Annotated in this window: 21 protein-coding genes, 1 tRNA gene and 2 rRNA genes (1 of these 24 only partly in view); 16 read left to right on the forward strand and 8 right to left on the reverse strand. The window is 37.1% G+C overall.

Features of this window, described 5'->3' with window-relative positions; all coding sequences use genetic code 11:
* Positions 1-1,576, forward strand: a 23S ribosomal RNA gene (locus tag DCC35_RS05420); it begins 1,314 nt to the left of the window's first position.
* Positions 1,577-1,690: 114 nt separating this feature from the next.
* A 5S ribosomal RNA gene (gene rrf / locus DCC35_RS05425) occupies positions 1,691-1,802 on the forward strand.
* Between the two features lie 394 nt (positions 1,803-2,196).
* Here rrf and DCC35_RS05430 read toward each other — a convergent pair.
* From DCC35_RS05430 to DCC35_RS05440, 3 genes are read right to left on the reverse strand one after another with little or no spacing between them, the layout of a single operon-like run.
* Positions 2,197-2,790, reverse strand: a complete 594-nt coding sequence (locus DCC35_RS05430; RefSeq protein WP_137089825.1) for a YceI family protein — start codon at positions 2,788-2,790, stop codon at positions 2,197-2,199.
* A gap of 39 nt (positions 2,791-2,829) precedes the next feature.
* Positions 2,830-4,107 (reverse strand): porin, encoded by a 1,278-nt coding sequence (locus DCC35_RS05435; protein ID WP_137089826.1) that lies wholly within the window; start codon positions 4,105-4,107, stop codon positions 2,830-2,832.
* Between the two features lie 24 nt (positions 4,108-4,131).
* The gene (locus DCC35_RS05440; protein WP_175402724.1) at positions 4,132-4,647 is read right to left on the reverse strand and encodes a YceI family protein; all 516 of its coding nucleotides are present in this window, start codon (positions 4,645-4,647) and stop codon (positions 4,132-4,134) included.
* Positions 4,648-4,982: 335 nt separating this feature from the next.
* Here DCC35_RS05440 and DCC35_RS05445 point away from each other — a divergent pair, with 335 nt between their 5' ends.
* Together DCC35_RS05445 and DCC35_RS05450 are read left to right on the forward strand one after the other, a co-directional pair.
* Positions 4,983-5,465: a DUF2306 domain-containing protein gene (locus DCC35_RS05445; protein WP_137089828.1), complete on the forward strand. Its 483-nt coding sequence runs from the start codon at positions 4,983-4,985 to the stop codon at positions 5,463-5,465.
* A 65-nt stretch (positions 5,466-5,530) separates the two neighbouring features.
* Positions 5,531-6,358, forward strand: coding sequence for an alpha/beta hydrolase family protein (locus DCC35_RS05450; protein ID WP_217495917.1), 828 nt, complete (start codon positions 5,531-5,533; stop codon positions 6,356-6,358).
* Here the strand turns inward: DCC35_RS05450 and DCC35_RS05455 are convergent.
* Positions 6,355-7,809 carry an OmpP1/FadL family transporter gene (locus tag DCC35_RS05455; protein ID WP_137089830.1) on the reverse strand — a complete coding sequence of 485 codons (1,455 nt, stop codon included), beginning with the start codon at positions 7,807-7,809 and terminating at the stop codon, positions 6,355-6,357. The genes DCC35_RS05450 and DCC35_RS05455 overlap by 4 nt on opposite strands.
* 153 nt (positions 7,810-7,962) lie before the next feature.
* Here DCC35_RS05455 and DCC35_RS05460 point away from each other — a divergent pair, with 153 nt between their 5' ends.
* Positions 7,963-10,386 (forward strand): ABC transporter permease, encoded by a 2,424-nt coding sequence (locus DCC35_RS05460; RefSeq protein WP_137089831.1) that lies wholly within the window; start codon positions 7,963-7,965, stop codon positions 10,384-10,386.
* Positions 10,387-10,396: 10 nt separating this feature from the next.
* Here DCC35_RS05460 and DCC35_RS05465 read toward each other — a convergent pair whose 3' ends face one another.
* Positions 10,397-11,302, reverse strand: a complete 906-nt coding sequence (locus tag DCC35_RS05465) for a class I SAM-dependent methyltransferase (protein WP_137089832.1) — start codon at positions 11,300-11,302, stop codon at positions 10,397-10,399.
* A 110-nt stretch (positions 11,303-11,412) separates the two neighbouring features.
* On the opposite strand from DCC35_RS05465, the gene DCC35_RS05470 reads away from it, so the two are divergent.
* Positions 11,413-11,907 (forward strand): hypothetical protein, encoded by a 495-nt coding sequence (locus DCC35_RS05470; protein ID WP_137089833.1) that lies wholly within the window; start codon positions 11,413-11,415, stop codon positions 11,905-11,907.
* Between the two features lie 3 nt (positions 11,908-11,910).
* On the opposite strand, the gene DCC35_RS05475 is transcribed toward DCC35_RS05470, so the two are convergent.
* Positions 11,911-12,966: an oxidoreductase gene (locus DCC35_RS05475; RefSeq protein WP_137089834.1), complete on the reverse strand. Its 1,056-nt coding sequence runs from the start codon at positions 12,964-12,966 to the stop codon at positions 11,911-11,913.
* On the reverse strand, positions 12,963-13,412 hold the full coding sequence (locus DCC35_RS05480) for a hypothetical protein (protein WP_137089835.1): 450 nt from the start codon (positions 13,410-13,412) through the stop codon (positions 12,963-12,965). The genes DCC35_RS05475 and DCC35_RS05480 overlap by 4 nt, the downstream gene beginning before the upstream one ends.
* A gap of 101 nt (positions 13,413-13,513) precedes the next feature.
* Here DCC35_RS05480 and DCC35_RS05485 point away from each other — a divergent pair, with 101 nt between their 5' ends.
* The 4 genes from DCC35_RS05485 (at position 13,514) to DCC35_RS05500 (ending at position 18,291) form a co-directional block, all read left to right on the forward strand.
* Entirely contained in the window at positions 13,514-14,923 is a 1,410-nt protein-coding gene (locus DCC35_RS05485) for a nicotinate phosphoribosyltransferase (RefSeq protein WP_137089836.1), read from the forward strand.
* Positions 14,920-15,531: a bifunctional nicotinamidase/pyrazinamidase gene (gene pncA, locus DCC35_RS05490; RefSeq protein WP_137089837.1), complete on the forward strand. Its 612-nt coding sequence runs from the start codon at positions 14,920-14,922 to the stop codon at positions 15,529-15,531. Before DCC35_RS05485 ends, pncA begins: the two co-directional genes overlap by 4 nt.
* Positions 15,532-15,600: 69 nt before the next feature.
* Positions 15,601-16,329, forward strand: coding sequence for a hypothetical protein (locus DCC35_RS05495; RefSeq protein ID WP_137089838.1), 729 nt, complete (start codon positions 15,601-15,603; stop codon positions 16,327-16,329).
* A gap of 216 nt (positions 16,330-16,545) precedes the next feature.
* On the forward strand, positions 16,546-18,291 hold the full coding sequence (locus tag DCC35_RS05500) for a DUF6909 family protein (protein WP_137089839.1): 1,746 nt from the start codon (positions 16,546-16,548) through the stop codon (positions 18,289-18,291).
* On the opposite strand, the gene DCC35_RS05505 is transcribed toward DCC35_RS05500, so the two are convergent.
* Entirely contained in the window at positions 18,292-18,942 is a 651-nt protein-coding gene (locus DCC35_RS05505) for a carboxypeptidase-like regulatory domain-containing protein (RefSeq protein WP_137089840.1), read from the reverse strand.
* A gap of 79 nt (positions 18,943-19,021) precedes the next feature.
* Between DCC35_RS05505 and DCC35_RS05510 the strand changes: the two genes are divergently transcribed.
* The 6 genes from DCC35_RS05510 (at position 19,022) to DCC35_RS05535 (ending at position 24,084) form a co-directional block, all read left to right on the forward strand.
* Complete coding sequence (locus tag DCC35_RS05510; protein WP_137089841.1) at positions 19,022-19,411, forward strand: ArsR/SmtB family transcription factor; 390 nt, start codon at positions 19,022-19,024, stop codon at positions 19,409-19,411.
* Positions 19,408-20,106: a YjjG family noncanonical pyrimidine nucleotidase gene (locus DCC35_RS05515; protein ID WP_137089842.1), complete on the forward strand. Its 699-nt coding sequence runs from the start codon at positions 19,408-19,410 to the stop codon at positions 20,104-20,106. Before DCC35_RS05510 ends, DCC35_RS05515 begins: the two co-directional genes overlap by 4 nt.
* Positions 20,107-20,192: 86 nt before the next feature.
* Positions 20,193-21,824 carry an L-glutamate gamma-semialdehyde dehydrogenase gene (gene pruA, locus DCC35_RS05520; RefSeq protein WP_137089843.1) on the forward strand — a complete coding sequence of 544 codons (1,632 nt, stop codon included), beginning with the start codon at positions 20,193-20,195 and terminating at the stop codon, positions 21,822-21,824.
* Positions 21,825-21,955: 131 nt separating this feature from the next.
* A tRNA-Asn gene (locus DCC35_RS05525) sits at positions 21,956-22,029 on the forward strand.
* Positions 22,030-22,269: 240 nt separating this feature from the next.
* A complete protein-coding gene (locus tag DCC35_RS05530; RefSeq protein WP_137089844.1) occupies positions 22,270-22,989 on the forward strand; it encodes an outer membrane beta-barrel protein in 720 nt (239 codons plus the stop codon).
* Between the two features lie 36 nt (positions 22,990-23,025).
* The gene (locus DCC35_RS05535; RefSeq protein WP_217495918.1) at positions 23,026-24,084 is read left to right on the forward strand and encodes a LamG domain-containing protein; all 1,059 of its coding nucleotides are present in this window, start codon (positions 23,026-23,028) and stop codon (positions 24,082-24,084) included.
* Positions 24,085-24,100: the final 16 nt, after the last annotated feature.

A 24,100-nucleotide genomic window follows, 5' to 3' on the forward strand; every position in this document is an offset into this window, starting at 1 on the left:
AGAAACCCGTCCACCGCAAAGCTAAGGATTCCATGGCAATGCTAATCAGCCATGGGTTAGTCAGGACCTAAGGCGAACCCGAGAGGGGTAGTCGATGGCAAATCGGTTAATATTCCGATACCTGCGTATAGAGTGATGGGGAGACGGAGTAGTGACAGGTCCGCGTGCTGACGGAATAGCACGTTAAAGCATGTAGGTAATGTTGGTGTAGGCAAATCCGCACCGATAGCTGAATGTGATAGTACTGCAATCCTTCGGGAGCGCAGATAGTGACCGTAATCAGACTTCCAAGAAAAACCTCTAAGCATATGTATACGCAGCCTGTACCGTAAACCGACACAGGTAGCTGAGGAGAGTATCCTAAGGTGCTCGAGTGATTCGTGGCTAAGGAACTAGGCAAAATGACCCTGTAACTTCGGGAGAAGGGGTGCTTCCTCACCTTCGGGTGAGAAGCCGCAGTGAAGAGGCCCAGGCGACTGTTTAACAAAAACACATGGCTCTGCGACACCGAAAGGTTAAGTATAGGGCCTGACACCTGCCCGGTGCCGGAAGGTTAAGGGGGGACGTTAGCTTCGGCGAAGCGTTGAACTGAAGCCCCGGTAAACGGCGGCCGTAACTATAACGGTCCTAAGGTAGCGAAATTCCTTGTCGGGTAAGTTCCGACCTGCACGAATGGTGTAACGATCTGGGCACTGTCTCGGCCACGAGCTCGGTGAAATTGTAGTAACGGTGAAGATGCCGTTTACCCGCAGTGGGACGGAAAGACCCCATGAACCTTTACTATAGCTTCACATTGGTATTGTGTAAACGATGTGTAGGATAGCCGGGAGGCTTTGAAGCTGCGTCGCCAGGCGTGGTGGAGCCGTTGTTGAAATACCGGCCTTTGTTTACGTGATATCTAACCCGTTAGACGGGGACAGTGTGTGGTGGGTAGTTTGACTGGGGTGGTCGCCTCCAAAAAAGTATCGGAGGCTTCCAAAGGTACCCTCAGCACGGTTGGTAATCGTGCGTAGAGCGCAATAGCATAAGGGTGCTTGACTGTGAGACCTACAAGTCGATCAGGAACGAAAGTTGGGTATAGTGATCCGGTGGTTCCGCATGGAAGGGCCATCGCTCAAAGGATAAAAGGTACTCTGGGGATAACAGGCTGATCTCCCCCAAGAGCTCACATCGACGGGGAGGTTTGGCACCTCGATGTCGGCTCGTCACATCCTGGGGCTGGAGAAGGTCCCAAGGGTTGGGCTGTTCGCCCATTAAAGTGGCACGCGAGCTGGGTTCAGAACGTCGTGAGACAGTTCGGTCCCTATCTACTGTGGGCGTTAGAAGCTTGAGAGGACCTGACCTTAGTACGAGAGGACCGGGTTGGACGAACCTCTGGTGTATCGGTTGTGGCGCCAGCTGCAGTGCCGAGTAGCTATGTTCGGAAGAGATAAGCGCTGAAAGCATCTAAGCGCGAAACTCCCCTCAAGATGAGGCTTCTTTTAAAGGACGTCAGAGACGATGACGTTGATAGGCTGCAGGTGTAAAGTTAGAGATAGCATAGCCGAGCAGTACTAATTACCTGTAACTTTCCAGGGATCTCCTAAGGATCCAGTCTTAATGTACTTATGATTATTTTAAATCTGAAGTTTACTTGTGTGTTTGATATGTCAAAAGATATTGGTGTCAGTAAAAGAACTGACCAAGAGTTTATGGTGACTATAGCGAGGGGGATCACCTTTCCCCATTTCGAACAAAGAAGTTAAGCCCCTCAGCGCTGATGGTACTGCAGTTAAATGTGGGAGAGTAGGTCATCGCCATTTTATTATTTAGAACCCTGACAACTAAAGTAGTCAGGGTTTTTTTATTATAGTTCAAAGAAAGACCAGACCCTGACATTTATCGTCATGGGTCATCGCCATTTTATTATTAAGGAGCCTTGTCTAAACAGATGAGGCTCTTTTTTTGCTCTATCCTACCAAGACGACTGATCTCCACTCTCGCTCTCACACCCACTCTCCAATCTACGCCCTCCGTTCTCCTACCTTCCTTCTTTTTTATCTATTGATAAATTATAATATGATTCTTTATGCAAGCTAATTAAACAGATGATCCCTGAAAATCATGATGGATAGGAAACACATATGTTTTGAGCAAACATATTACTGTTTCATTAAGGTTAGAAGGGATATGTTAAATGTGGAAGGAGCTGGTCAATCAATATACGTTATTGACTTCTATGGCTTTAAGGTTAAATTTTAAGCTTACATTTTCTCGTACTTTAACCATGCCAAAAAATCGGTCAGGAGTATCGAGCTCGAAATCATTAAGTGAGATAGTATTAGATCCCTCGCAATTATATTGATTACTTTCTTTGGCAAGTTCAATAGGGAAGTTATACTCCTTATTTTGTCCGGCTATATTTAATGTTATTTCTGCGGTGAGATCATCAGAGGTGTTATTTGCTTTGATGAAATTAATTCTGACTTTTAAATAGGGATATTTATCAGAATCTAATGTTTCGTGAAAATCTTTAGTGAGTTGTTTGATTCCACAATTAAATGATTGGACTGGAACCTGAATATTGGCATTATTAAATCTGGCGATTGACTGATCTTTATAAACGTAAACTTTAAGTGTATCGCTTAAATTATCTGCAGATGTAGAACAGGTGAATGAGTTTATGTTCGTCTTACAATGAACTTTAAAATCCGCCTGATCAATAATAAAGTAGTGTATGTCGGGCTTTTCTGAATTCGTGGAGATCAATCCGATTACTAAAAGTAATATTATTGAATTCAAAAACGACATACACTACTTATTGGTTTATTTATACTTTATGATGATATCTTAGAAACTGATACCTGCTTCAAGAACGACTCCGTCGAAACTTGCATCCTGGTATTTAGTGCCATTCCAGCCATCACCACTGTAATCCTGAGTAACATACTCGAATTTAACAATTACGTTTTTAGTCATGAACCAACCAGCACCAAGATTTAATCTTGAGATATCTCTGGTATCTAAACCATCTGCTTGTTCACCACTTACCAGGTTATATCGACCTCCAACGTAAAAGTTTTCAGTGTTTCCAAATCTGTAGATTACTTCACCAGCATACTGGTTATATGATCCATCATTTTGTCCATCACTTATGTTTTCGTAGATACCGAAGAACTCTAAACCACCTACTTTAACAAATGGGTTGATTTGGAAAGAAGTATTCTCTCTGAATCTTGGACCGAATCTTGGTTCGAAATCGCTACCGCCATCTAAACTTTGTAATACTCCGTAATATCTACCACCTGCACGGTCACCATTGTATAAGTAAGTTCCTGTAGAAGTACCTCCGTTTGTATACCATGATCCTGTTAATCGGAATCGTACTCCGTCAGTGGCATAATTATCGTAACCTACCTTGCCGTAGAAAGACGCAGCATTATCAGTATTGTCATTTACAATAACATTTTGATTTAATTTACCATTTGATACACCAAGCATACCGATGAAATTACCTGGTAATAAGTAAAACTCGAAATAAGCTTCAGTGGTAAATGAATCCATGATATAGTTACCAACGAATGGATTGTAAATTACTCTGGCATTATCTGATCTTCTGAAATGGGCATCACCATAGTTGATTTCATCTAAACCAATCTTAAATCTAGCCATTTCCATGAAGTTTTCAAGAAATCCTTCCTGGACGAAGTTTAGGTTATCTACTTGCAAGTGTCCACCTTTAATCCATGATTCTACGTGGTGTCTTGAAGAAAGATAAGTTCTCAAGTGCATTTGTAGACCATCATATAATTGAACGTCAAAGTTTAAGTTTGCTGTAGGAAGGTTGAAGTTTGTTCCCATGTCAGCTAAAACAAGATCATCAGGATCTCCTGATCCATAAACATTTTCCTGGCTTAAACTTTGAAATTGCATAGCAAAATCACCTCCGATCACAACTCTTATTCCTTCAATATCAGTTGTGTCAACTTTTGGATCTTCAAATACATTTAAGCCTCTTTTATCATTATATCGGTAATTAGGAAGCTCTCTTTCAAACTGAGCAAACGCTGAACTGACTGTTATGAACATCAGTCCTACTAATAACGAAATTTTAATTAGTGGTTTCATAATTGAAATATGATTTAGTAAAGTCTATTTTATATAATTAACATTGAATTCTATTTTCACTTCATCCCCGGTTTTAATAGTACCAAAGACTGCTGTTGGTGGATCGATATCAAAAGATGTCATTTTCATAGAATAACTACCTTTAATATTTACTTTGGATCCTGATGCGTCAGCTGTAACGGTCATTTTAACATTTCTTGCATTCCCTGCGATAGTTAATACTCCAGAAGCTTCAATCTTGCACTTACCTCCACTTAAAGGAGTAATTTTATTCACCTCTTTAAGTTTAAAAGTTATTTTGTCGTGGTTCTTTGCCTCCAGTGCGTCATAAGTGTTATTATCCATTCCCGACTTTCCACTTTTTAAGCTTTTCACTACCACTTCAAAAGTCAGGTTGTTTATATCTTTTACTATCCCTTCTGAAACATCAAAATTTGCCGATCCCTGCAATGTATTGGCTTCGATTTCCCAATCATGCAATGAAGAGGTGCCAAAAATTGAAAGTGTTGAACTTTTGCTGTCCACCTTATATTGTGCCATTAACTCTGTGTTAAAAGCAGTCAACAATAAGAGCGAGAGTACTATTGCTGTTATTTTGCTGGTATACCTCATATCTATTGACTTTAATTAAATATTTGTTCTGTTCTTTTTATTTGACTGCATTTTAACAGGTATTTGGTGGATTAAAAGTGACAAATATTTGAGATGGATATGATATTCGTCATATATACTCTTTACTTATTCAAATCTTATTTTAGATAATGTAGTTAAGGCGCTTACTGTCAGTGTTTTTATTTAAGTTATTGTTTGTGATTTTTACTATATTTATTGTTATATCATAACAGGAAAACTATTGATTAATAAGAGTAATTGAAATGTTAGATTCATTTAGCAATCTTGGGCAAGTTCATTTGTTTTTTGCATTACTGGCACTAATAACAGGTACTCTCATTCTGATAATGAAAAAAGCGACTTCCAATCATAAGCGAATAGGTTATCTGTATGTATTTTCTATGATTGGAGTTAATCTTACTGCTTTTTTTATATACAGATTATTTGATGGATTTGGGATATTTCATGTTGCTGCGATTATTTCGGGAATCACTATTATATTAGGAATGATTCCTTTTATGTATAGAAAGCCAAATCTGTATATACACTTCTCTTTTATGTATTGGTCTGTAGTTGGTCTCTATGCTGCTCTAGCTTCAGAAATACTTACACGAATTCCTGAAAGTCCATTTTTTTGGGTTGTTGGTTTAGTTTCAGGAATCATATTTTTTATAGGAGGAATTAATTTTAGATTTAAAAAGAAAATCTGGGCTAAGAGGTTTGTTTCTTCTAAAAATCAGATTTGAATAATATTATTGCTATTATTTTAGTCTAAATTGCTCGTTAGTATCATTAAAGAGATTACATGTTTTTGCATGAAGAAAAAATATTTGATAATGGTTTAAAGATTAAAATCTTTAATGGGCGGGAGAAATTCAAAGGTTGCCTACTTGTTGCTCCAGCTAATGCTGTACCAATGATTTTTTATCAACCATTAGCAGAATGGATAGCAAAAAATCATAATATTAAAGTAGTTATAATGGATTACCTGGGTGTGGGTGAATCAACTCCTATTCATCCTAAAAAGATATCCCGAAGTGCTTCGGCATGGGCTAAAAAAGATATTAAAAATGTCATCGATTTTATTAGTAATGACCTGAAAGTTGAGACCATTAATTATCTTGGACATAGTATTGGAGGGCAATTAGTTGGACTGATACCTAATATTAATAAAATTGATAAAATCATTTTAATTGCTTCTCAAAGTGCTTATTTCGGGTTTTGGAACGGCTTTTCAAAACTTAAGATGATTGCCAACTGGTATGTTCTAATTCCTTCAATCGTTAAATTATATGGTTATTTACCCGGGAAGTTTTCATCAATGGAGGATCTCCCTGCGAATGCTGCGTTGGAATGGGCAAGATGGTCCAGGTCTAAGAATTATTTCATCGATCATGAGAAGGAAGTTTTTTTTAAAGAAATTACAAGTCCGATTGTTTCGATAAGCTTTTCAGATGATAATTATGCCCCATTAGACTCTGTAGAATGGCTTGCTGAAAAGTTTGAAAATACTGTGGTGGAAAGGATCCATTACCAACCGGTTGATCTTAAAAAAGATAAGATTGGCCACTTCGGATTATTTAAAAAGAAAAATTCAGATCTATGGCCAATTATTTCAGAACACCTAAAGCTGACCTAATTTTCGTCATCCTTATTAAGTAACTTATTCTCTAGTTTTTTTGCATAATCCATTAGAAAAGGAACTGAAAAAGAAACGATAAATTGCCATCTGTTCCAACTCAAATTACCGGTATCCTCAGTATCTACGATTGGGCCTGAGTCATTTCCATCAGGAATATTCACAGGTCTTGAAAAATCAGTTTTCCCTCCGGTGTGAGTAGCTCCCAAAGTAAAATCAGCGCCTTTAAAAGAGAGTAAGACCCCGGCAGCTGAATGAAAAAAATCAGCATTAACTGAGGAATTTGAAGCTATAGGTCGCTGATTCATAAATCCGATACCATCTTTAGGAGCAGTGTTAAAATCAGTACTAAAACTACCATATACAGTAACCTTATCATTGATAAACCATTCCGCACCGATTCCAACATTCAGAATGCTTTTGTATTCATCTACTAGCCTGAAAGATATCGTGGAATCGGATTTACTTTGCATTTGATGTGGGGTTACACTAAAGATCTGATATTGACTTACTCTATGGAAATATTCAGCGCTGAAATGTAGCTTTCTTTTTTTATCTGATTTATAAGTGGCTCCTATACCTATAGAAAGTGGTGATTTGATTTTGAGATCAAGATCCCTTTGGTAGCTATTAGCATATATGTCTTCAAAATCTGAAGACGGAGGTGTCGAAAAATAAAATTGATAGGTATATGATGCATCACCGAAAACATGAGCCCGGGGGGTCGTCAGGGTTAGTCCATAATCCCACTTTTTCTTAGAATATGCAACTGCCAGTTTAGTGATTAATCCATAGCTTTCAATGTTGTAATTTCTTTTGTAATCATAAATACTGACATCGCCTGCGTTGGAAAGTGCCCTGAGGGAATAATTTGTACCTTTGGCAGTCGTACTATTGGATACAAACAAAGATACTCCTACGCTGAGATTGTCGTTGATCAAGTAAGCTGCACTGCCACCAAACCATTCATCTTTTGATTTATTATTAATAGTAACTTCACCTTCAAAAAGTTCGTCGCCAGGCTCATCTGGAAATATATCAGCCGTAACTTCTTCTCTGTAAGTGAAGCCCAGATCATTATTGTATCGTAACAATACAGCATATGCAAAAAACAGTTTTGGCCAGTTTTTAATTTTATAGCTACCTGCGGCAAGGCTGGGAGCCCCTCCAAAAGAACTTTTGTTTAAGTCAGCTCTTTTACCTACGGCATCTTCAATTTTATATGAATTTAACTCGAAAACATCGGCACTAAGTATAAAAGCAGGATTCTCCGTTAATGCTAGTCTGGCTGGATTATAATAAACTGCACCCAGATCTGATACTCCTCCAATAACAGACCCACTTAACAACATGGATTCACTTCCATAATTCCGTGTCCAGAAATGAGAAGTCTGAGCGTTAAGGTTAAATTGAAATAATATGATTAAGGATAAAATTATCGGGTATTTCATCAACGGTTATTTTTCTTGAACCGGCAAATAAGACCTTATTTAAAATAATTTACAAATTATTAACGATTAGCATTCACATTTTTTGACATTCTTTAGTACCGAACTAATTATATCAGGAATTATATTTGATTAAACAATTTACCTGCCACTTTCATGTTTGCATATCAATTAAAAATAGTATTTCGAAAACTCCTTAGAAATAAACTGTATTCAGTTATAAATATAACAGGATTATCAATCGGATTTGGAATATCTTTCCTGGTTGGACTTTTTGTTTATAGTGAATTAAACTATGATTCTTTTCATAAGAAAAGTGATAGCATAGAAAGGCTGACAATGCATATAAACAGGCCGGGATATGATATGCACTGGGCCAGGGTTAATAATGATATTGTTAACAGGTTTAAGAATGAATTTGGTGAGATAGAACACCTGGTTAGATTTCAGGATTACCATCCAAGAACTATACAGGTTAGAAACAGCTCATATTCTTTAGAACATGCTTATTCGGTTGATGAAGAGGTGTTTGAAGTTTTTAATTTTGATCTTGTTCAGGGGGATAAATCTGCCTTATCCAAACCAAACACGGTTGTTTTGACTCAAGAAACAGCTAATAAATTTTTCGGTGATAATGATCCTGTCGGAAAAGAGATCACTGTAATCCAGGCAGATGGAGATACAAAAATAAGGTACACAGTGACCGGTATTATTAAGGATCTGCCAGGAAATACCCACCTGCCAGTTAATCTACTAACTTCGATAAACAGGGAGGAAGAAAGGACCGGTTGGGCATATGTTTATTTATTGTTAAAAGAAGGCTCAGATAAAGAAATACTCGAAAGAAAAATCGCTTCATTTATCAATCAATATGGGGATGAGAATCTGGATGATGTAGTATTCCCTCTACAGAATATTGGTGATATTCATCTTAACTCCAGATTGGCCAGAGAGATAACCCCGAATGGTGATATAACTTATGTCTATTTATTTGTTGTTATTGGCCTGGTGATTTTGATTATGTCAGTAGTTAATTTTGTCAATCTTAATACTGCTCAATCAATTAAATCTCTTAAAGAGGTTGGGATAAGAAAATTTCTGGGTTCAAGCAAAAAAGATCTGAAGCTATATTTTTTACTTGAATCAGTAATTATAGTGTCAGTTTCTGCTTTAGCATCTATTTTAATCCTTGCTTTTTCCCTGCCATTTTTCAAAGACCTGGTAGTTTTAGAATTTTCGGTTTTCCTACTGATACTATTTTTAATAGTGTTCATTCCTCTGATTTCGTTAGCAGGCGGATATTTACCTGCTAAATTTTTATCCTCTCAAAAAATTTCTGATGCCGTTAAGAATAATTTGGCCGGGTTTAATAATAACTCAAAATGGAGCCCAAAAAACTTTCTCTTAGCTTTCCAGGTCATTTTATGTATAGTTACCATTTCTATAGCGGTAATAACAAATTCCCAATTCAAATACGTAGTCAATAAAAATCTTGGTATTGAAAAAGAACAGGTGGTTGCTCTTACCGGTATTCCCGGAGCTGTAAAGTGGAGAATGAATAAGTATCGAAACGATCTTAATGCATTGCCCGGAGTCAAAGGCGTTACAACTGCTATGGAAGTTCCTTCACGTGAGATCAGAGATTCAGGTCCGGTATATGCAGAAGGCAAAATAGCTGAGGATAACAATGATGTTTCAATGGATATTCAGGTGGTGGATAAATCATTTATTGATGTAATGGGCCTTGATCTACTTGCCGGAAGAAACTTTACTCAATATAAAAGCAATGATATTTCTTCTGAAATAGATGCAGATGTTTATGGGTATTTGCAGCGTGCTCCCAGAGAGTATCTGATCAATGAAACAGCTATGAAAATGATTGGCTGGGAAGATCCAAATGAAGCGATAGGAAGAATGTTCAGTTGGAGTATCGGTGAGATTAAGCTTCAAAAAGGGCCAATAGTTGGAGTGGTTAAAGATTTTCACCAGGAAACTTTGAAGAATAAGGTCGATCCCCTGGTGATGATAAACGAACCGGTATGGATTAATAATATCCTTGTTAAAATAGATGGTAGCAATACCGAACAAACATTATCGGGTATAATCGATGCATGGGATGAAAATTATCCCGGTCTTCCGATAAAGTATAGCTTCCTTGATGATTTGTATAACGATCTCTATAATGCTGAGCAAGATCAATTAAAATTGATCTATATATTTTCTGCCCTGGCAATACTTATAGCCTTTATTGGTATGTTTGGTGTTATATCGTATTCTTTACGATCAAGAGAGAAAGAATTGGCTGTGAGAAAAGTTCATGGAGCAAGTATTAAATCATTAGGGATGTTGTTAAGTAAGGACTTTTTACTGATCACACTTCCATTATTACCCCTGGCATTTTGGTTAACTTATTCTGGAATGGAAAAGTGGCTTCAAAACTTTGTTTACAGAATAGATCTTGATATTTGGATTTTTCTGATAGGTCCAGCATTTATTTTAGCTGTGATTGCAATAAATATTTTCATTCAGCTAATTAAAGCCGGGGCGGAAAACCCTGCTGTTATTTTGAGGTCGGAATAATTTAAAATTCTCAAGGTTTTATCCCACTAACTAAATAAAGCAATACTCCACCGGATGAATGAAATTCACCGTGTTGAAGGGCATATGACTGTCGGGCATCTGCAAAGCTGTATTTGATATGATAGCTTTTATAGAAATCAAGATATTTTGTACCCATCGCTTCAAAATAGGTTAGGTCAGATAATCCTTCCTGCTGCTGCATACCAGCATCATCCCATTGATCCAACGCTGCTCGTTGTTCTTGCTTTTTATAAGGAGGATATAATGGGATGGCTTTGTCTGATTGATAAACATGGATGTTTTGTAATCCCATTCTGTTAATTACGCCGGGTAGCAGGTCTCCGAAACTACTATCTCCACGACCTAATTTCTTTTTGCCTTCTTCGACGATCATGGCATATTTAACATGATCGAGGCGAGCTTCAAGGCTATCCTGCCTGCTAAGTGAGGTCTGGATCAATGCCTGGATGCCATTATTTGGTTCGACGCATAATAGCAGGCCTCCCGGTTTTAATACCCGGATCATTTCTTTTAATGCTCGCTCAGGATCCGGAACATGAATTAACAAGGTCTGGCAAGTTACCATATCAAATGACCCTGATTCAAAAGGCAGCTCTGAAACGTCAGATTGAATAACTTCAAATGAATCAACATTATCAAAGCTCTCTTTAAAGTTTGTAATAGTAGACTGCGTATACTTACTTTCTTTGTCCACACCTGTTAATTTAAGAGGGGAACCAAGGTAGGGAATGAGCTTTTTGCTCCAGTGACCATGACCAAACCCAACATCAAGCACTTTATGCATCTGATTTAGATTAAGCCTGTTGGCAATAAGTTCAAGGAAATCTTCGTTCCACCAGTAATCCCGATAATTTCCAAAATATGCTTCTGAATGGCCACCTTTATTTTGATTCATACGTAAAATTAAATTATATAGATGATTACTTCATCCGCACTTTTAAGAATTATTTGATCTTAGAGTACATCAGTTCTTTCAATCCAATAAAATAAACCTACCTTTGTCTTATGAGTTTACCGATATCACCAAATTCTTTTATTGAATTAGATCCGGAACAAAGCGTTTTCCTGGCAGAACTTTCTATGGCTGAGGTAGATTTTATTATAGTCGGAGGTACAGCGATGAAGATTTATGGAATCGAAGCTTCTTCGGATGATCTGGATATTTTATTTAAGCCTGAGGAAAGCAATGTAAAAAAGCTCATAAAAATAGTACATGACATGGGGTACATTGAAGCGGCATTTCACCTTATGCGGTATCATAAACCGCTGTATCTCGAATTGGGTTATGGCCAATCCAAGATTGACCTTTTAAATGAAACGCCAGGACTTGATTTTCACGAAGCGTATTATGATGCCTGCCAGGTATTATTAAACAATGTCCATGTTTCTGTTTTGAGTGTTGATGACCTTTTATGTAATAAGTCTATGCTTCAGCTTGGTCATCACCAGCGAGACATCAATTATATTCTTGCTACAATGTCAAATCAATATCGAAACTGATAATTATAATTCGATATTTCGCTTCTCATTTGATGATTTAAACGCCGTCTCGATTATTTTTATGGTGTTATACCCATCAAAGGCAGTTACTTCAGGATCTTTTTTATTATTTATCGCATGAGCAATGTTTGAGTAATATCCACGGTAATCTCCCGGTATAGCGATGATTTTTTGCTTTGATCCATCCGGATTTATAATAAGCGGTGATTTCTCGTATGATTCTTTTCCCCATAAATCGGGCAAATCCTGCGGCTTGGTACCATCTTTCAAAAGATTTTCCTGTGGGTCAAGTCCGAATTTCAGATAAGCTCCCTTTGATCCCTGAATTAAAATTTTAGGACCAGCATAAGAAGCCAGCATTCCGGCTTTTAAAATCACCTTCAGTCTCGGATAGTATAATACGATCAAAAAGGAATCTTCAATAATTGCTTCGGGACGTTCTTTTCTTATATCTGCGTATAACTCAGTAGGCATCCCAAAAAGATTAAGTGCCTGATCTATCAAGTGGGGTCCCAGATCATAGAGTATTCCTGCGCCGGGAACTGCTTTTTCTCTCCAGTCATCTTTTAGATAGTCTCGAAAACGATTAAAAGTGATCTCTGCCTCATGGATAGTTCCCAGTCTTTTTTCTGATATGACCTTTTTTAAAGTAAGAAAGTCAGTATCCCATCGTCGATTGTGGTAGACGGATAATAATAATTTCCTTTCTTTAGAAATTTCAATCAACTCTGAAGCCTGGGTAGAAGTAACTGTCATCGGCTTGTCAATAACAACGTTCTTTCCAGCCTCAAGGGCTTTTTGGGCAAGCTTGAAATGAGTGTCGTTTGGAGACGGTAACACGACCAGATCAATGTCACTATTTAACAGGTCTTCGTAAGAATTAAATACAGAAGCATGAGGGTAGTTTTCTTTTATGAATTCCCTGGTATCCTCACTACTTGTGTTTATTGCTGAGAGAATAGTTTCACCACAGGAATTAATTATTGGTGCATGGAAAACTCTTCCTGACCTGCCGAAACCTGAGATACCAACCTTTATTTTATTTTCACCTTTACTCATATTTTCTTTACTTCAATAGATAAAAATTTAGCTAATACTCTGAGATTTTGTAAAAGTGAATTTTCTTCTGAGTCTTTTAATAATAGAAAATTATCTTTCTCAGTATGTAGGTAAGCCTTGAAATTATTTTTGGGTTTAATTATGCCTTTCCCTTCATCTCTTTGGGTATTTACATAATAGATATGATCTGCAATTTTGTATTTTCGGGGCTTTCCAATTCTGATAAATAAAACTGAGGTATATCGTTTAACTGTCTTATTTTTCCTGTTTATTTCAACTCCCTCAAACGATAAAATAGCAATTAAGGCCGCAATTGCGTTTAAAATACCTATAAATGGTTGTGAGTTGATATAATATACTCCAACGATGATCAGCACGATTCCAAACAATCTGAACGGAAGTGCAAACATCTTTGGTCCTTTAATATCAATAATATCTCCTTTCATAGATTAAAGATACGATTTCCTGGTACTTATTAAATCTAGTTGCTAATGAATATGAGTTCTGAAGGTGATAATGTATATTTATTAAAAGGCAAAAACGAAATATGGAAGGACTAAACGGAAATTTGTATACAGATTTATATCAATTATCGATGGGTCAGGCCTATTTTGAAAAGAATCGTCATGAAAACATTGCCTCATTTGACTATTTTTTCCGGAAAATTCCATTTAATGGCGGGTACGTAATTACAGTCGGACTGGAAGATGTAATAGAAGCTCTTGAGAACTTCAGGTTCACAAAAGAGGAAATTGAGTACTTGGAAAGCATAGGGTTTAAACCAGATTACCTCAAGTATCTCAAAAAGCTGAAATTTACAGGAGATGTATACGCTGTTCCGGAAGGCGGAGTAGTTTTTCCACAGGAACCGGTTGTCCGTGTGGTTGCACCAATGATCGAGGCTCAGCTGGTCGAAACAATGCTTCTAAATTTAATGAATTATCAGTCCCTGATAGCAACCAAAGCAGCACGGATCAGGCATGTGGCAAATGGTAGGCCGCTTGCAGAATTTGGTATGCGGAGGGCTCATGGATGGGGGGCAATGCAAGCATCCAGAGCTGCTGTAATTGGAGGCTTTGATTCTACGTCAAATGTCCTGGCAGGCAAGTATTATGGTATCCCTGTAACCGGAACTATGGCGCATTCATATATTCAAAGCCATGATGAAGAACTTACCGCATTTAGAAATTTTGCTGAAGCGAGGCCGGAAAAGTGTGTTTTGCTTGTAGATACATATGATACTTTACGCTCGGGACTTCCCAATGCAATTAAAGTTGCTAAAGAGATGCGGAGTAGGGGGCAGGAACTTAATGGTATCAGGCTTGATAGTGGTGACCTGGCATATTTATCAAGGGAAGCAAGAAAGATGCTTAATGAAAATGATCTGGAGGATGTTAAAATTGTGGCTTCTAATCAACTCGATGAAGGAGTTATAAAAAGTTTACAGGAGCAAAATTCAGCGATAGACATATACGGGGTAGGTACTAACCTTGTGGTAGGTAAACCAGACAGTGCTTTAGATGGCGTTTATAAATTAGCCTATGCTGATAATAAGCCAAGACTGAAAATTTCTGAGAATATCAAAAAACTAACCCTTCCCGGAATGAAAAGAGTCCATAGATTTACAAACAATGAGGGACAGTTTGTAGCAGATGTTATTGCGACTTTGGACGAAAAAATTCCTGAAAAAATGATTCACCCTTATGAATTAGATAAAGAAATGTCGCTGAAAGGATTTGAAGGAAAGGAATTACTTAACCAGGTAATGAAAAATGGCGAAAGAACATTTGATAAAAGATCACTCGACGAATTGAAGGATGCAGTTCAATCTAATTTGTCCAGTCTTCCGGATGAGCATAAACGATTTAATAATCCACATATATATAAAGTTGGAATCAGCCAGAATTTATTAAAACTAAGGCAAGACCTTAAAAACCAAAAGACATCTAAGCTATGAAAACATTATTAATTGTTGATGTTCAATATGACTTTCTTCCGGGAGGAGCTTTGGAGGTTCACGATGGAGATAAGATAATAGATGGGATTAATGATATTCAAGATAAATTTGACCTGATAGTTGCTACTCAAGATTGGCATCCTGATGGTCATTTTAGTTTTGTCAGTAGTCATAAAGGAAAAGAACCATTTGATAAGATTACTTTAGATAATGATGAAGAGCAGGTTCTTTGGCCAGACCATTGTGTGCAGGGATCTAAAGGGGCAGAAATTTCAAGAGACCTGAATACAAATAAGGTTCAGGCCATAATTAGAAAAGGAACCAACCCTAAGATTGATTCTTATAGTGGGTTTTACGATAATTTTAAAGAGATAAACACAGGCTTAACAGGATACCTTGAAGACAGGGAAGTATTTGATTTGTATATATGCGGGCTTGCAGGCGATTTTTGCGTTTATTTCACTGCGATGGATGCAATAGATGAAGGGTTTAATACTTTTTATATCGAAGATCTTACCAGGCCGATTGATGAAAGTGGTTTTGAGGAAGCAAAGAGTGAAATGAAAAAATCAGGAATAAAAATTATAAAATCAAAAAATCTTGACTAACAAAAGCAACCATCTGATTTCCTTTTGCATCTGAATAATATTAAGATCTATCACAAAACTAATTTGAATATGAAGCCAAGATTATTATTATCATTATTTTTTCTATCCTTTTTAATTTTAGAGATAAGAGCCCAGGATGAAGAAGTTGAAGAGATTTATCGAAAAAGAATCGATAAGACATACCACAAGGTAGGTGGTGAATTAATATTCCAGTTTGCGGACGTAGAAAGATTCGGAGTAGACCTGGGAAGTCCGGTAAGGTTTAGTGCTGTTTTTCACGTCAACCACGAATGGCATGTTGACTTTAATAATAATTTCGGAATGTATATCGGAGGTTCATTACGGAATATCGGTATGATAACAAGAGATGAGCCTGCATACACTGAATCAGATAATAAAATAAAGAGAAGGGCCTACACAATAGGCTTTCCCCTGGCTTTTAAACTTGGGAATTTTGACGAACGTATATTCTTTTTTGGTGGAGGAGAAATTGAAATCCCCTTTGCATATAAAGAAAAGTTATTTATTGATGGGGATAAAGAAGCGAAGAATACAGAATGGTTTACAGGTAAAGTCAACCCTTTTCTACCGAGTGTATTTGCCGGGTTTCAGTTTCCAAAAGGGACAAGCGTAAAATTTAAATATTATCTGAATGATTTCCTTGATGATAGTTATTCAGGCAGGTCTTTCGGACAAGACGATAATTTTTCATCATTCGGGAAGTCGCAGATATTTTATATTTCAGTTTCTCATATGATCAGAACAAGGAAGATTATCAGAGAGATTAGCGAGTTGTAGTATTGAAATATTCATGATTTTATTAAAGTGCGACCAATTTATTTTGGTTGCACTTTTTTGTTGTGGAAATGTAAACCAAATAATATTTTTTAATTATTCAGAATAAGTTGTCTGGTTCTGGTAAAGAAAATTCCATTTATTATTAGTAATTTTACATCTCAAATCCAGTTCCGCCGATTCAAGGCGGTTTTTTTTAACCACTTTAAATAAATCTTAATGAGTAAACCTACAATTCAAAGAACCAAAGCACAAGAATCAAGACAAGCCATCGAACGACTTTATATCGTAATGAGGCATTTGTTTTATCGGGGGTATTATAAGCCTTTAGGGGCATCAGGCCAGGCTTTGCTGAATTCTTTGAGAGTATTGAGTCCGGAAATCTACGGCAGTATGAATGAGACAGAAAAAGTGGAGCTCGATGGACTTGTATATGTTATTGACAGGTTACCAAAAGGAATTGAGGAATGCAGATTTGTTAAGTTGACTTCAGAAGAGGGGTATGAACATAGTACTTTTGAAGTTATAATTCCCTCTAAAAGACGAAGAAATTGTTATCGGGTAGATCGTGAAACGATGTGTATCGAGGTTACCAGGGGGCGTTCTGAGATCTATGATATTCTGACTCACTTAACCTTTATGTATAACGAAGCATTGAAGATCAAGAATAATGCAACTAATGAAAAAGGGTTAAAAAGGAGAGAATGGGAAAAACTGGAAGATATAGTATTAAGGAAAGGTGGCAAGCTCAATAAAGATGATAGGGAGGTCGCATTTACCTACCTGTCAACCTTGTTAGGACGAACCTATGAGGAAACAGAAAATGCCTTTCTAAGACTTGAATCCAACAGAGCTGAGAATAACGGCCTATACCAGGTTGTTTACTGGCTGGGTAAACTGGCAATTTTATCTGAAGAGGATGGAGTTTCCAGGGAGGTTAGTTTTACTTCTACTCTGAGAGAACGAATTGGCCATCACATTTACGGAGAGCAATGGGCTGATAGAATCAAATCAGTTTTAGCTAAGAAGGATCTTTTAGATCGCCCTATTCATATTATCAGTGCCAATTTGCACTCGGTGGTTAATAGCATTTATGCAAAGGCAGCAATATCTGAATTTAAAAAGGATGAAGTTTCTTTTGATGATATGATCGTAAAGATCGCCAAAGATGATAGTGGAGCCCTACAAAATAGCATCTACTCTTATGCCAACAAAAACGGGTTAACATTCATAGAAAGCAGAAGTGGTACTAATCTATCGGTTCAGATAATTGATACCAGTAAACTTCCATTGACCAATGTCCATGAAGAACTGGGGCTTGATGCTAAATACATTAAACAGGAGAAACCAGTAATTTTCGTAATGGATTATGCCTTTGGTGAGCAGGCTTTTGAGACAATGGATGAATTATTGAAGCCATATTACCGTGATGAAGAGGAGATAAAAATGAACATTGCCTCAATATCTATCATGGGTAAAGCAGGAATTCTGGAAGGAGATAAAGGTGATATAATGACACCCAGTGCACATATATTTGAAGGAACTACTGATAATTACCCTTTCAGGAATGATCTAACGGCAGAAGATTTCAAAGATGAGAAAGCAGATGCTTATGAAGGTCCTATGGTAACAGTATTAGGAACCAGCCTTCAAAACAAAGATATTTTACAATACTTCAAAGAAAGCTCGTGGAAGAGTATCGGTCTCGAGATGGAGGGAGCGCATTATCAGAAAGCCATTCAGCTTGCTTCTAAAATACGTGGCTTTATCAAGGAAGATGTGATAGTCAGGTATGCATATTACGCTTCTGATAACCCATTATTGACTGGTAAGACACTTGCTTCAGGCAGTCTGGGAATGGCAGGAGTAAGACCAACATACCTAATTACTAAGAAAATTCTTCAGAAGGTATTCAAACCGGCTTCTAATCAAAATAAAAATAAAGAAAAAATGGTGACGGCTTAATTAGTCGTCATCATCTTTTTTTAGTGATTTGATGAACTTAGCCCAATTAAATGGGTTAAGAAGTGGGTTAGACCAGGATCCATATCGCTGATGCATACGTTCGTACTGAATGTTTTGCATGTATCGATAATTAAGGGTTCCGTCATAAGGAGTATTGCGTAGCATTTGCTCCATGGCTTTATCGCCATATAAGTCCCTGTAGTCTATCGCATTTCTTTCTTCAGGTAAGTTAAGAGCTAATACAGCTTCTTTAAATAATTCTTCGGTTGGTAATGGAAAAACTGTTACCTCTGGTAACTGAGTAACGTCTTCGTTCATTTGAATTCTTACAGTATAATTCTCCTCCACATTTGCAGGAATAACTATTCTCTTTTTTTCGAAACCAATAGCACTGACTACAATAGTATCACCGGCAAGCGTGGGCATAGAGAAAAAGCCAATGTAATTGGTTGTGGTCCCTCTTCCGGTGCCGGGAACATATAAGTGAACTCCGGGGATACCGATAGAATCAGTGTCTATAATAATACCTGAGAATTGAATTACATTTCTGTCCTGTGCTTTAATTTCCTGTTCAGAGCCGAAAATTAATGCAAGGGAAAGTAATGTTGTTAATATAAATGCGTTGGAAAAATTCAATACTTTATTTACCATTGGTTATCTTGCAAGATAGTAATCTTAACGCACTTCTCTTATTATGTGTTTATAATATTGTGTTAAAATTCGATAAATCATGAGGCTCAAGAATTTTAGTCTGACTTTCGGAGTTCAGGTGTTTAAATCTCTTTCGGATGACGCCAGGGTAAGGATTTTAAATCTTATGCTTAATTATGGCGAATTGTGTATTACAGATATTGAGCTTATTTTATCATTTACTCAAACAAAAACGTCCAGACATTTGTCTTATCTTAAGAATGCCGGACTTGTGGGAACAAAAAGATATGACAAGTACGTTTTCTATTATATAAAAGACGAAGTTCTCGATATTCTTCAGCAGGTATTTTCATACCTGGAGAAAGATGTTCAGTTAACAGAAGATAAGGATACCTTCGTGGTGTTGTACAAAAACAGAGAGTTGGTGTTGAATAAATTAAAAGGTATACAACTTTATCCCGATTTATGAAGAAATCATATAAGCATTTATTTTTTGACCTGGATCATACCCTTTGGGATTTTCAGGTAAACAGTCATGTGACTTTAAAAGAGCTATTCTTCGAGTTTGGTTTATGTGATCTGGGTGATTTTATGGTTGATGAATTTATCTCGGTTTTTGAGGAGGTTAATTTTGAGTTATGGGATTTGTACAATAAAAATCTTGTTGACAAAGAAACTATCCGGGATGTCAGGTTTAAAAGGTCTCTTAGTCGATTGGGAGTGGAAGAAAATGCAATTCCGGAAATGCTGGGGAAAGAATATTTGTTGAGGTGCCCGACCAAACCTGCTGTAATAAAGTATACCTTTGAAATACTCGATTATCTGAATGAAAAATATAATCTCCACATAATAACTAACGGTTTCAAAGAAACTCAGGCGACGAAATTAAAACATAGTGGCTTGAATGAATACTTTCGATCGGTAGTAACTTCAGAATGCACGGGATATAAAAAGCCCCATTTAGAAATTTTCAGATTTGCTCTGGAAAATGTTGAAGCAGTACCTGAAGAAAGCTTAATGATCGGAGATAACCTGGAAGCAGATGTCAAAGGAGCAATGCAGTATAATGTTGATGCTGTGTATTTTAACCCCGAAAAAGTCCGCCACAATTCTGAAGTAAGTTATGAGATAAGCTGTTTGAGCCAGCTTAAAAATATATTGTAGTTCCAACAGGCATGATTAATTAGTTATCAATTGGTGTTAAATTTTGCAATGGTTAACTTTGCGGACAAATTTAAATTAATTGTAACATGCCAAAAGGAATATACGACATACCCTACCCAACTAACGAACCGGTAAAAAGCTATGCACCGGGATCTCCTGAACGTGCTGAATTAAAAGCAGCGTTAAAGGAAATGAAATCTCAGGAAATTGATGTGCCAATGTATATTGGCGGAGAAGAAGTGAGGACTGGAAACAAAATCCCTATGAATCCTCCTTATGAGCATTCTCATGTCCTTGGACATTTTCATGAAGGCGATTCTTCCCACGTGGAGCGAGCAATAGAAGCTTCTTTAAATGCCAGAGAGCAATGGGCAAGTCTGTCATGGGAACAAAGAGCATCAATTTTTCTGAAAGCGGCAGATCTTCTAGCTGGTCCATACAGGGCTAAGATCAATGCGGCGACTATGCTGGGACAATCTAAAAGTGCATTCCAGGCAGAGATTGACGCAGCATGTGAATTTATTGATTTCTTAAGGTTCAATGTTTATTTTATGCAGCAGATCTATGCTGATCAGCCTGACTCAATGCCAGGTGTTTGGAATAGAATGGAATACAGGCCTCTTGAGGGGTTTATTTTCGCAATTACACCTTTTAACTTTACAGCTATTGCGGGTAACCTTCCTTCTGCACCTGCTATGATGGGTAATGTGGCTATCTGGAAACCTGCTTATACTCAGGTTTATTCTGCTAACGTTATCATGGAAGTATTCAAAGAAGCAGGATTACCTGATGGTGTAATCAATTTGATCATGGTAGATGGTCCTGAAGCAGGAGATGTGATTTTCAACCACCACGATTTTGCAGGTCTTCACTTTACAGGCTCAACAGGCGTATTCAGACAGCTTTGGAAAACTATCGGTCAGAATATCGATAAATATAAAACGTATCCTCGAATTGTTGGAGAAACAGGTGGTAAGGATTTCATCGTTGCCCATCCTTCAGCAAACGCAAAAGAAGTATCCACTGCTATAGTAAGAGGAGGATTTGAATTCCAGGGTCAGAAATGTTCTGCAGCCAGCCGTGTGTATCTTCCAAAGAGCATGTGGAATGAGGTGAAAGGATATATCGAAGAAGACTTCAAGGATATTCAAATGGGTAGCCCTGAAGACTTTGAGAATTTCTTTAATGCAGTGATCGATAAAAGAGCATTCGATAAGATCAGTAAATACATTGACGATGCAAAAGCTTCAGATCTTGTAGAGGTAGTAGTTGGCGGTGAATACGATGATTCTAAAGGATACTTTATTCAGCCAACTGTATTATTAACTCAGGATCCGATGTACACTACAATGGTCGAAGAAATATTCGGGCCTGTCGTAACAGTTTATCTTTATAATGATGAAAACTTTGAAGATACGCTGACATTGGTCGATGAGACTTCTCCTTATGCATTAACAGGAGCAATTTTCTCTAAAGACAGGTATGCAGCTGACCTTGCGACTAAAAAGCTTGTTAACGCTGCAGGTAACTTCTATATCAATGATAAGCCTACAGGAGCAGTAGTTGGGCAGCAACCATTTGGTGGTGCCAGAGCTTCAGGTACAAATGATAAAGCAGGATCAATGCTTAACTTATTGAGATGGATAAGTCCGAGAACAATCAAGGAAACCCAGGTTCCGCCTACAAATTATAGATATCCATTTATGGATAAAGAATAAGTTTCTGATAATCCGAGGGTTGTAAAAAACCTTCGGATTTTTCTTAAATTTTTTTGTTTGAAGTGTTGCAAAAAAGATAGAAGCCGACTAATATTGCATTCCCATTTGAGGGGAAAACAAATTAAAAAGATTCCTCAGTAGCTCAGCTGGTTAGAGCACCTGACTGTTAATCAGGGGGTCGTTGGTTCGAGCCCAACCTGAGGAGCAAAATCCAAAAGTCTTTCATAGCAATATGAAAGACTTTTTTTATTCTGTTTTTTTACTCCAAAGAAGCTTTTAACCTTTCTTATTGCCTCTTAACATTAAATGCTAGTCTAATTATTTTTTTTTAAGATAAAATCAATATCTTATATAATTATTTAAGGTTAGTGTTCATTTCGGAATAAATAGCAATACAGTAAATGCTTTTTAATGAATGAATTTCATATCATAAATTAATGTTAGTATGAAATCAACTCGTATAGTTCCTTTTGTCTTATTTCTGGGATTTTCATTGTTCTCCTGGCAGGCAAACTCTCAAGTGTTAATATCATTGTTGTTAGGAGATAAGCTAAATACAGAAAAGCTGGAGTTTGGATTGGTTGCTGGAATAAACAGATCTTATCTTTCTAATGTCGAAGGAGCTGAAGGCCTGAATAATTTTAACCTGGGATTTTATTTTCATATCAAAATGCTGGAATCGTCATATCTGAGTACCGGAGTACTTGTTAAATCGAATGTTGGTGCTCAGGGAATGTCTACCTATTTAACAGGCGATGATAATTTAGATGAAGTTTTTGAAAACGGGGAATTAACAAAAAAAATCCGCTATTTCTATGTTCCTGTGTTATGGCAGCAGCGTTTTAAAAACAGATGGTTATTAGAAGGAGGTTTTCAGGCTGGATTAAGACATAGAGCTGAAGATGTTTTTGAGGTTGATACTGGAGGAGGTGATGCTAGTTATGAAATAGATGCGCGGGACCAATATACAAGATTTGATATCGGATTATTGTTTGGCGTAGGTTATAAGTTAAAGCCTATCCCCAAGAGTATGAGTGTAGGTATAAATTATTATCAGGGCTTTACGGATATTATGAAGATGGGGTCAAACAAAGTAAGAAATTCATCTTTGAATTTTTACTTTAAAGTCCCTATAGGTACTGGTAAGGATGCGGCTGGTGATTGATCATATAATTCTAGGTAAGGTTGAAAAATTGAAAGGGTGACTGCATATGTTCGTATTATTCGATTCACAAAAGTTAAAATAGTATCGATACTATTTTTTCTATTGACTCATAACTTTGCTTTTGCTCAGCAAACTGAGAATGAACCATTAAGAGTACCTAGTGAAGATGATATTGTTATAACAGCAGAAAGGTATGTTCCCAGGCCTACCTTCTTAGAATTGTCGTATGAGTCATTTCAGTCGTTTTTTGTTACTGCTAAATATCGTGATGTAAATGAATCTGCGCAGGTCGAACAGAACTTGGTAAGAAAGATCAAATTCAGATTTCCCATTATACTTAAAGATAGATTGAATTTAATTGGTGGGTTTGGGTACCGTCATGAACAATTTAAATTCGAAAAACAGTCAGATCCTGATTTTCCCTTATTTGTTCGATTTGAAGACAAGCCTCTGAAGCAAATAGCCTTTAAGCTGTATTTTAAAAAAGACCTGCAGAAGGATCATTTTCTATATATTTATCTCCAGAGTTCGCTCAATAGTGATGTACCTACATTTGATGATTTAAGTGATCAATTAAAATTATCGCTGACCACTATATATGGTAAAAACATTAGTCCTCATAAATCTATAGGGTATGGAATATCTTTTGGATATGATTTTGGGCGCCCCGCCATTTATCCAGTGTTTATTTTAAATAATAATTTCAATCTGAATTGGGGTTATGAATTGTTATTGCCTAAAAAAGCTCAGATCAGGTATTCGCCTAATAATTCCAATCATTTTTATACAGGTGTTGAAGTTCAGGGAGCTAGTTATCATTTGCGAAATGAAGTGCTTCAGGATTTCTCAAAATTAGAATTCAGGAGGTCATCTATTCGTGCTTTGTTTACTTATGAGAGAGAGGTGTATGATTGGATTTGGGTCGGTTTGAAGATCGGTTATCGTTATCCAATTAACATATACATAAGTGAACCCAGAAAGAGGAGGAGAGATGCTTTGATCTTATTAGATGCTAATGGTGCGCCCTATCTTCGGTTTTCAATTTTCCTGGTTCCACCGAAGGTATTGATTGATAAGGCGAAATCCAGCTTTTGATTTTGAGATCAGTAGT

It is taken from the genome of Mangrovivirga cuniculi (assembly GCF_005166025.1).
Lineage (GTDB): Bacteria > Bacteroidota > Bacteroidia > Cytophagales > Cyclobacteriaceae > Mangrovivirga > Mangrovivirga cuniculi.

What these genes read in the sequence shown, in the direction of transcription:
- DCC35_RS05430 (WP_137089825.1), bottom strand. Translation starts at nt 2,790, where the DNA reads ATGTCGTTTTTGAATTCAATAATATTACTTTTAGTAATCGGATTGATC.
- DCC35_RS05435 (WP_137089826.1), bottom strand. Translation starts at nt 4,107, where the DNA reads ATGAAACCACTAATTAAAATTTCGTTATTAGTAGGACTGATGTTCATA.
- DCC35_RS05440 (WP_175402724.1), bottom strand. Translation starts at nt 4,647, where the DNA reads ATGGCACAATATAAGGTGGACAGCAAAAGTTCAACACTTTCAATTTTT.
- DCC35_RS05445 (WP_137089828.1), top strand. Translation starts at nt 4,983, where the DNA reads ATGTTAGATTCATTTAGCAATCTTGGGCAAGTTCATTTGTTTTTTGCA.
- DCC35_RS05455 (WP_137089830.1), bottom strand. Translation starts at nt 7,809, where the DNA reads ATGAAATACCCGATAATTTTATCCTTAATCATATTATTTCAATTTAAC.
- DCC35_RS05460 (WP_137089831.1), top strand. Translation starts at nt 7,963, where the DNA reads ATGTTTGCATATCAATTAAAAATAGTATTTCGAAAACTCCTTAGAAAT.
- DCC35_RS05465 (WP_137089832.1), bottom strand. Translation starts at nt 11,302, where the DNA reads ATGAATCAAAATAAAGGTGGCCATTCAGAAGCATATTTTGGAAATTAT.
- DCC35_RS05470 (WP_137089833.1), top strand. Translation starts at nt 11,413, where the DNA reads ATGAGTTTACCGATATCACCAAATTCTTTTATTGAATTAGATCCGGAA.
- DCC35_RS05475 (WP_137089834.1), bottom strand. Translation starts at nt 12,966, where the DNA reads ATGAGTAAAGGTGAAAATAAAATAAAGGTTGGTATCTCAGGTTTCGGC.
- DCC35_RS05480 (WP_137089835.1), bottom strand. Translation starts at nt 13,412, where the DNA reads ATGAAAGGAGATATTATTGATATTAAAGGACCAAAGATGTTTGCACTT.
- DCC35_RS05485 (WP_137089836.1), top strand. Translation starts at nt 13,514, where the DNA reads ATGGAAGGACTAAACGGAAATTTGTATACAGATTTATATCAATTATCG.
- pncA (WP_137089837.1), top strand. Translation starts at nt 14,920, where the DNA reads ATGAAAACATTATTAATTGTTGATGTTCAATATGACTTTCTTCCGGGA.
- DCC35_RS05495 (WP_137089838.1), top strand. Translation starts at nt 15,601, where the DNA reads ATGAAGCCAAGATTATTATTATCATTATTTTTTCTATCCTTTTTAATT.
- DCC35_RS05500 (WP_137089839.1), top strand. Translation starts at nt 16,546, where the DNA reads ATGAGTAAACCTACAATTCAAAGAACCAAAGCACAAGAATCAAGACAA.
- DCC35_RS05505 (WP_137089840.1), bottom strand. Translation starts at nt 18,942, where the DNA reads ATGGTAAATAAAGTATTGAATTTTTCCAACGCATTTATATTAACAACA.
- DCC35_RS05510 (WP_137089841.1), top strand. Translation starts at nt 19,022, where the DNA reads ATGAGGCTCAAGAATTTTAGTCTGACTTTCGGAGTTCAGGTGTTTAAA.
- DCC35_RS05515 (WP_137089842.1), top strand. Translation starts at nt 19,408, where the DNA reads ATGAAGAAATCATATAAGCATTTATTTTTTGACCTGGATCATACCCTT.
- pruA (WP_137089843.1), top strand. Translation starts at nt 20,193, where the DNA reads ATGCCAAAAGGAATATACGACATACCCTACCCAACTAACGAACCGGTA.
- DCC35_RS05530 (WP_137089844.1), top strand. Translation starts at nt 22,270, where the DNA reads ATGAAATCAACTCGTATAGTTCCTTTTGTCTTATTTCTGGGATTTTCA.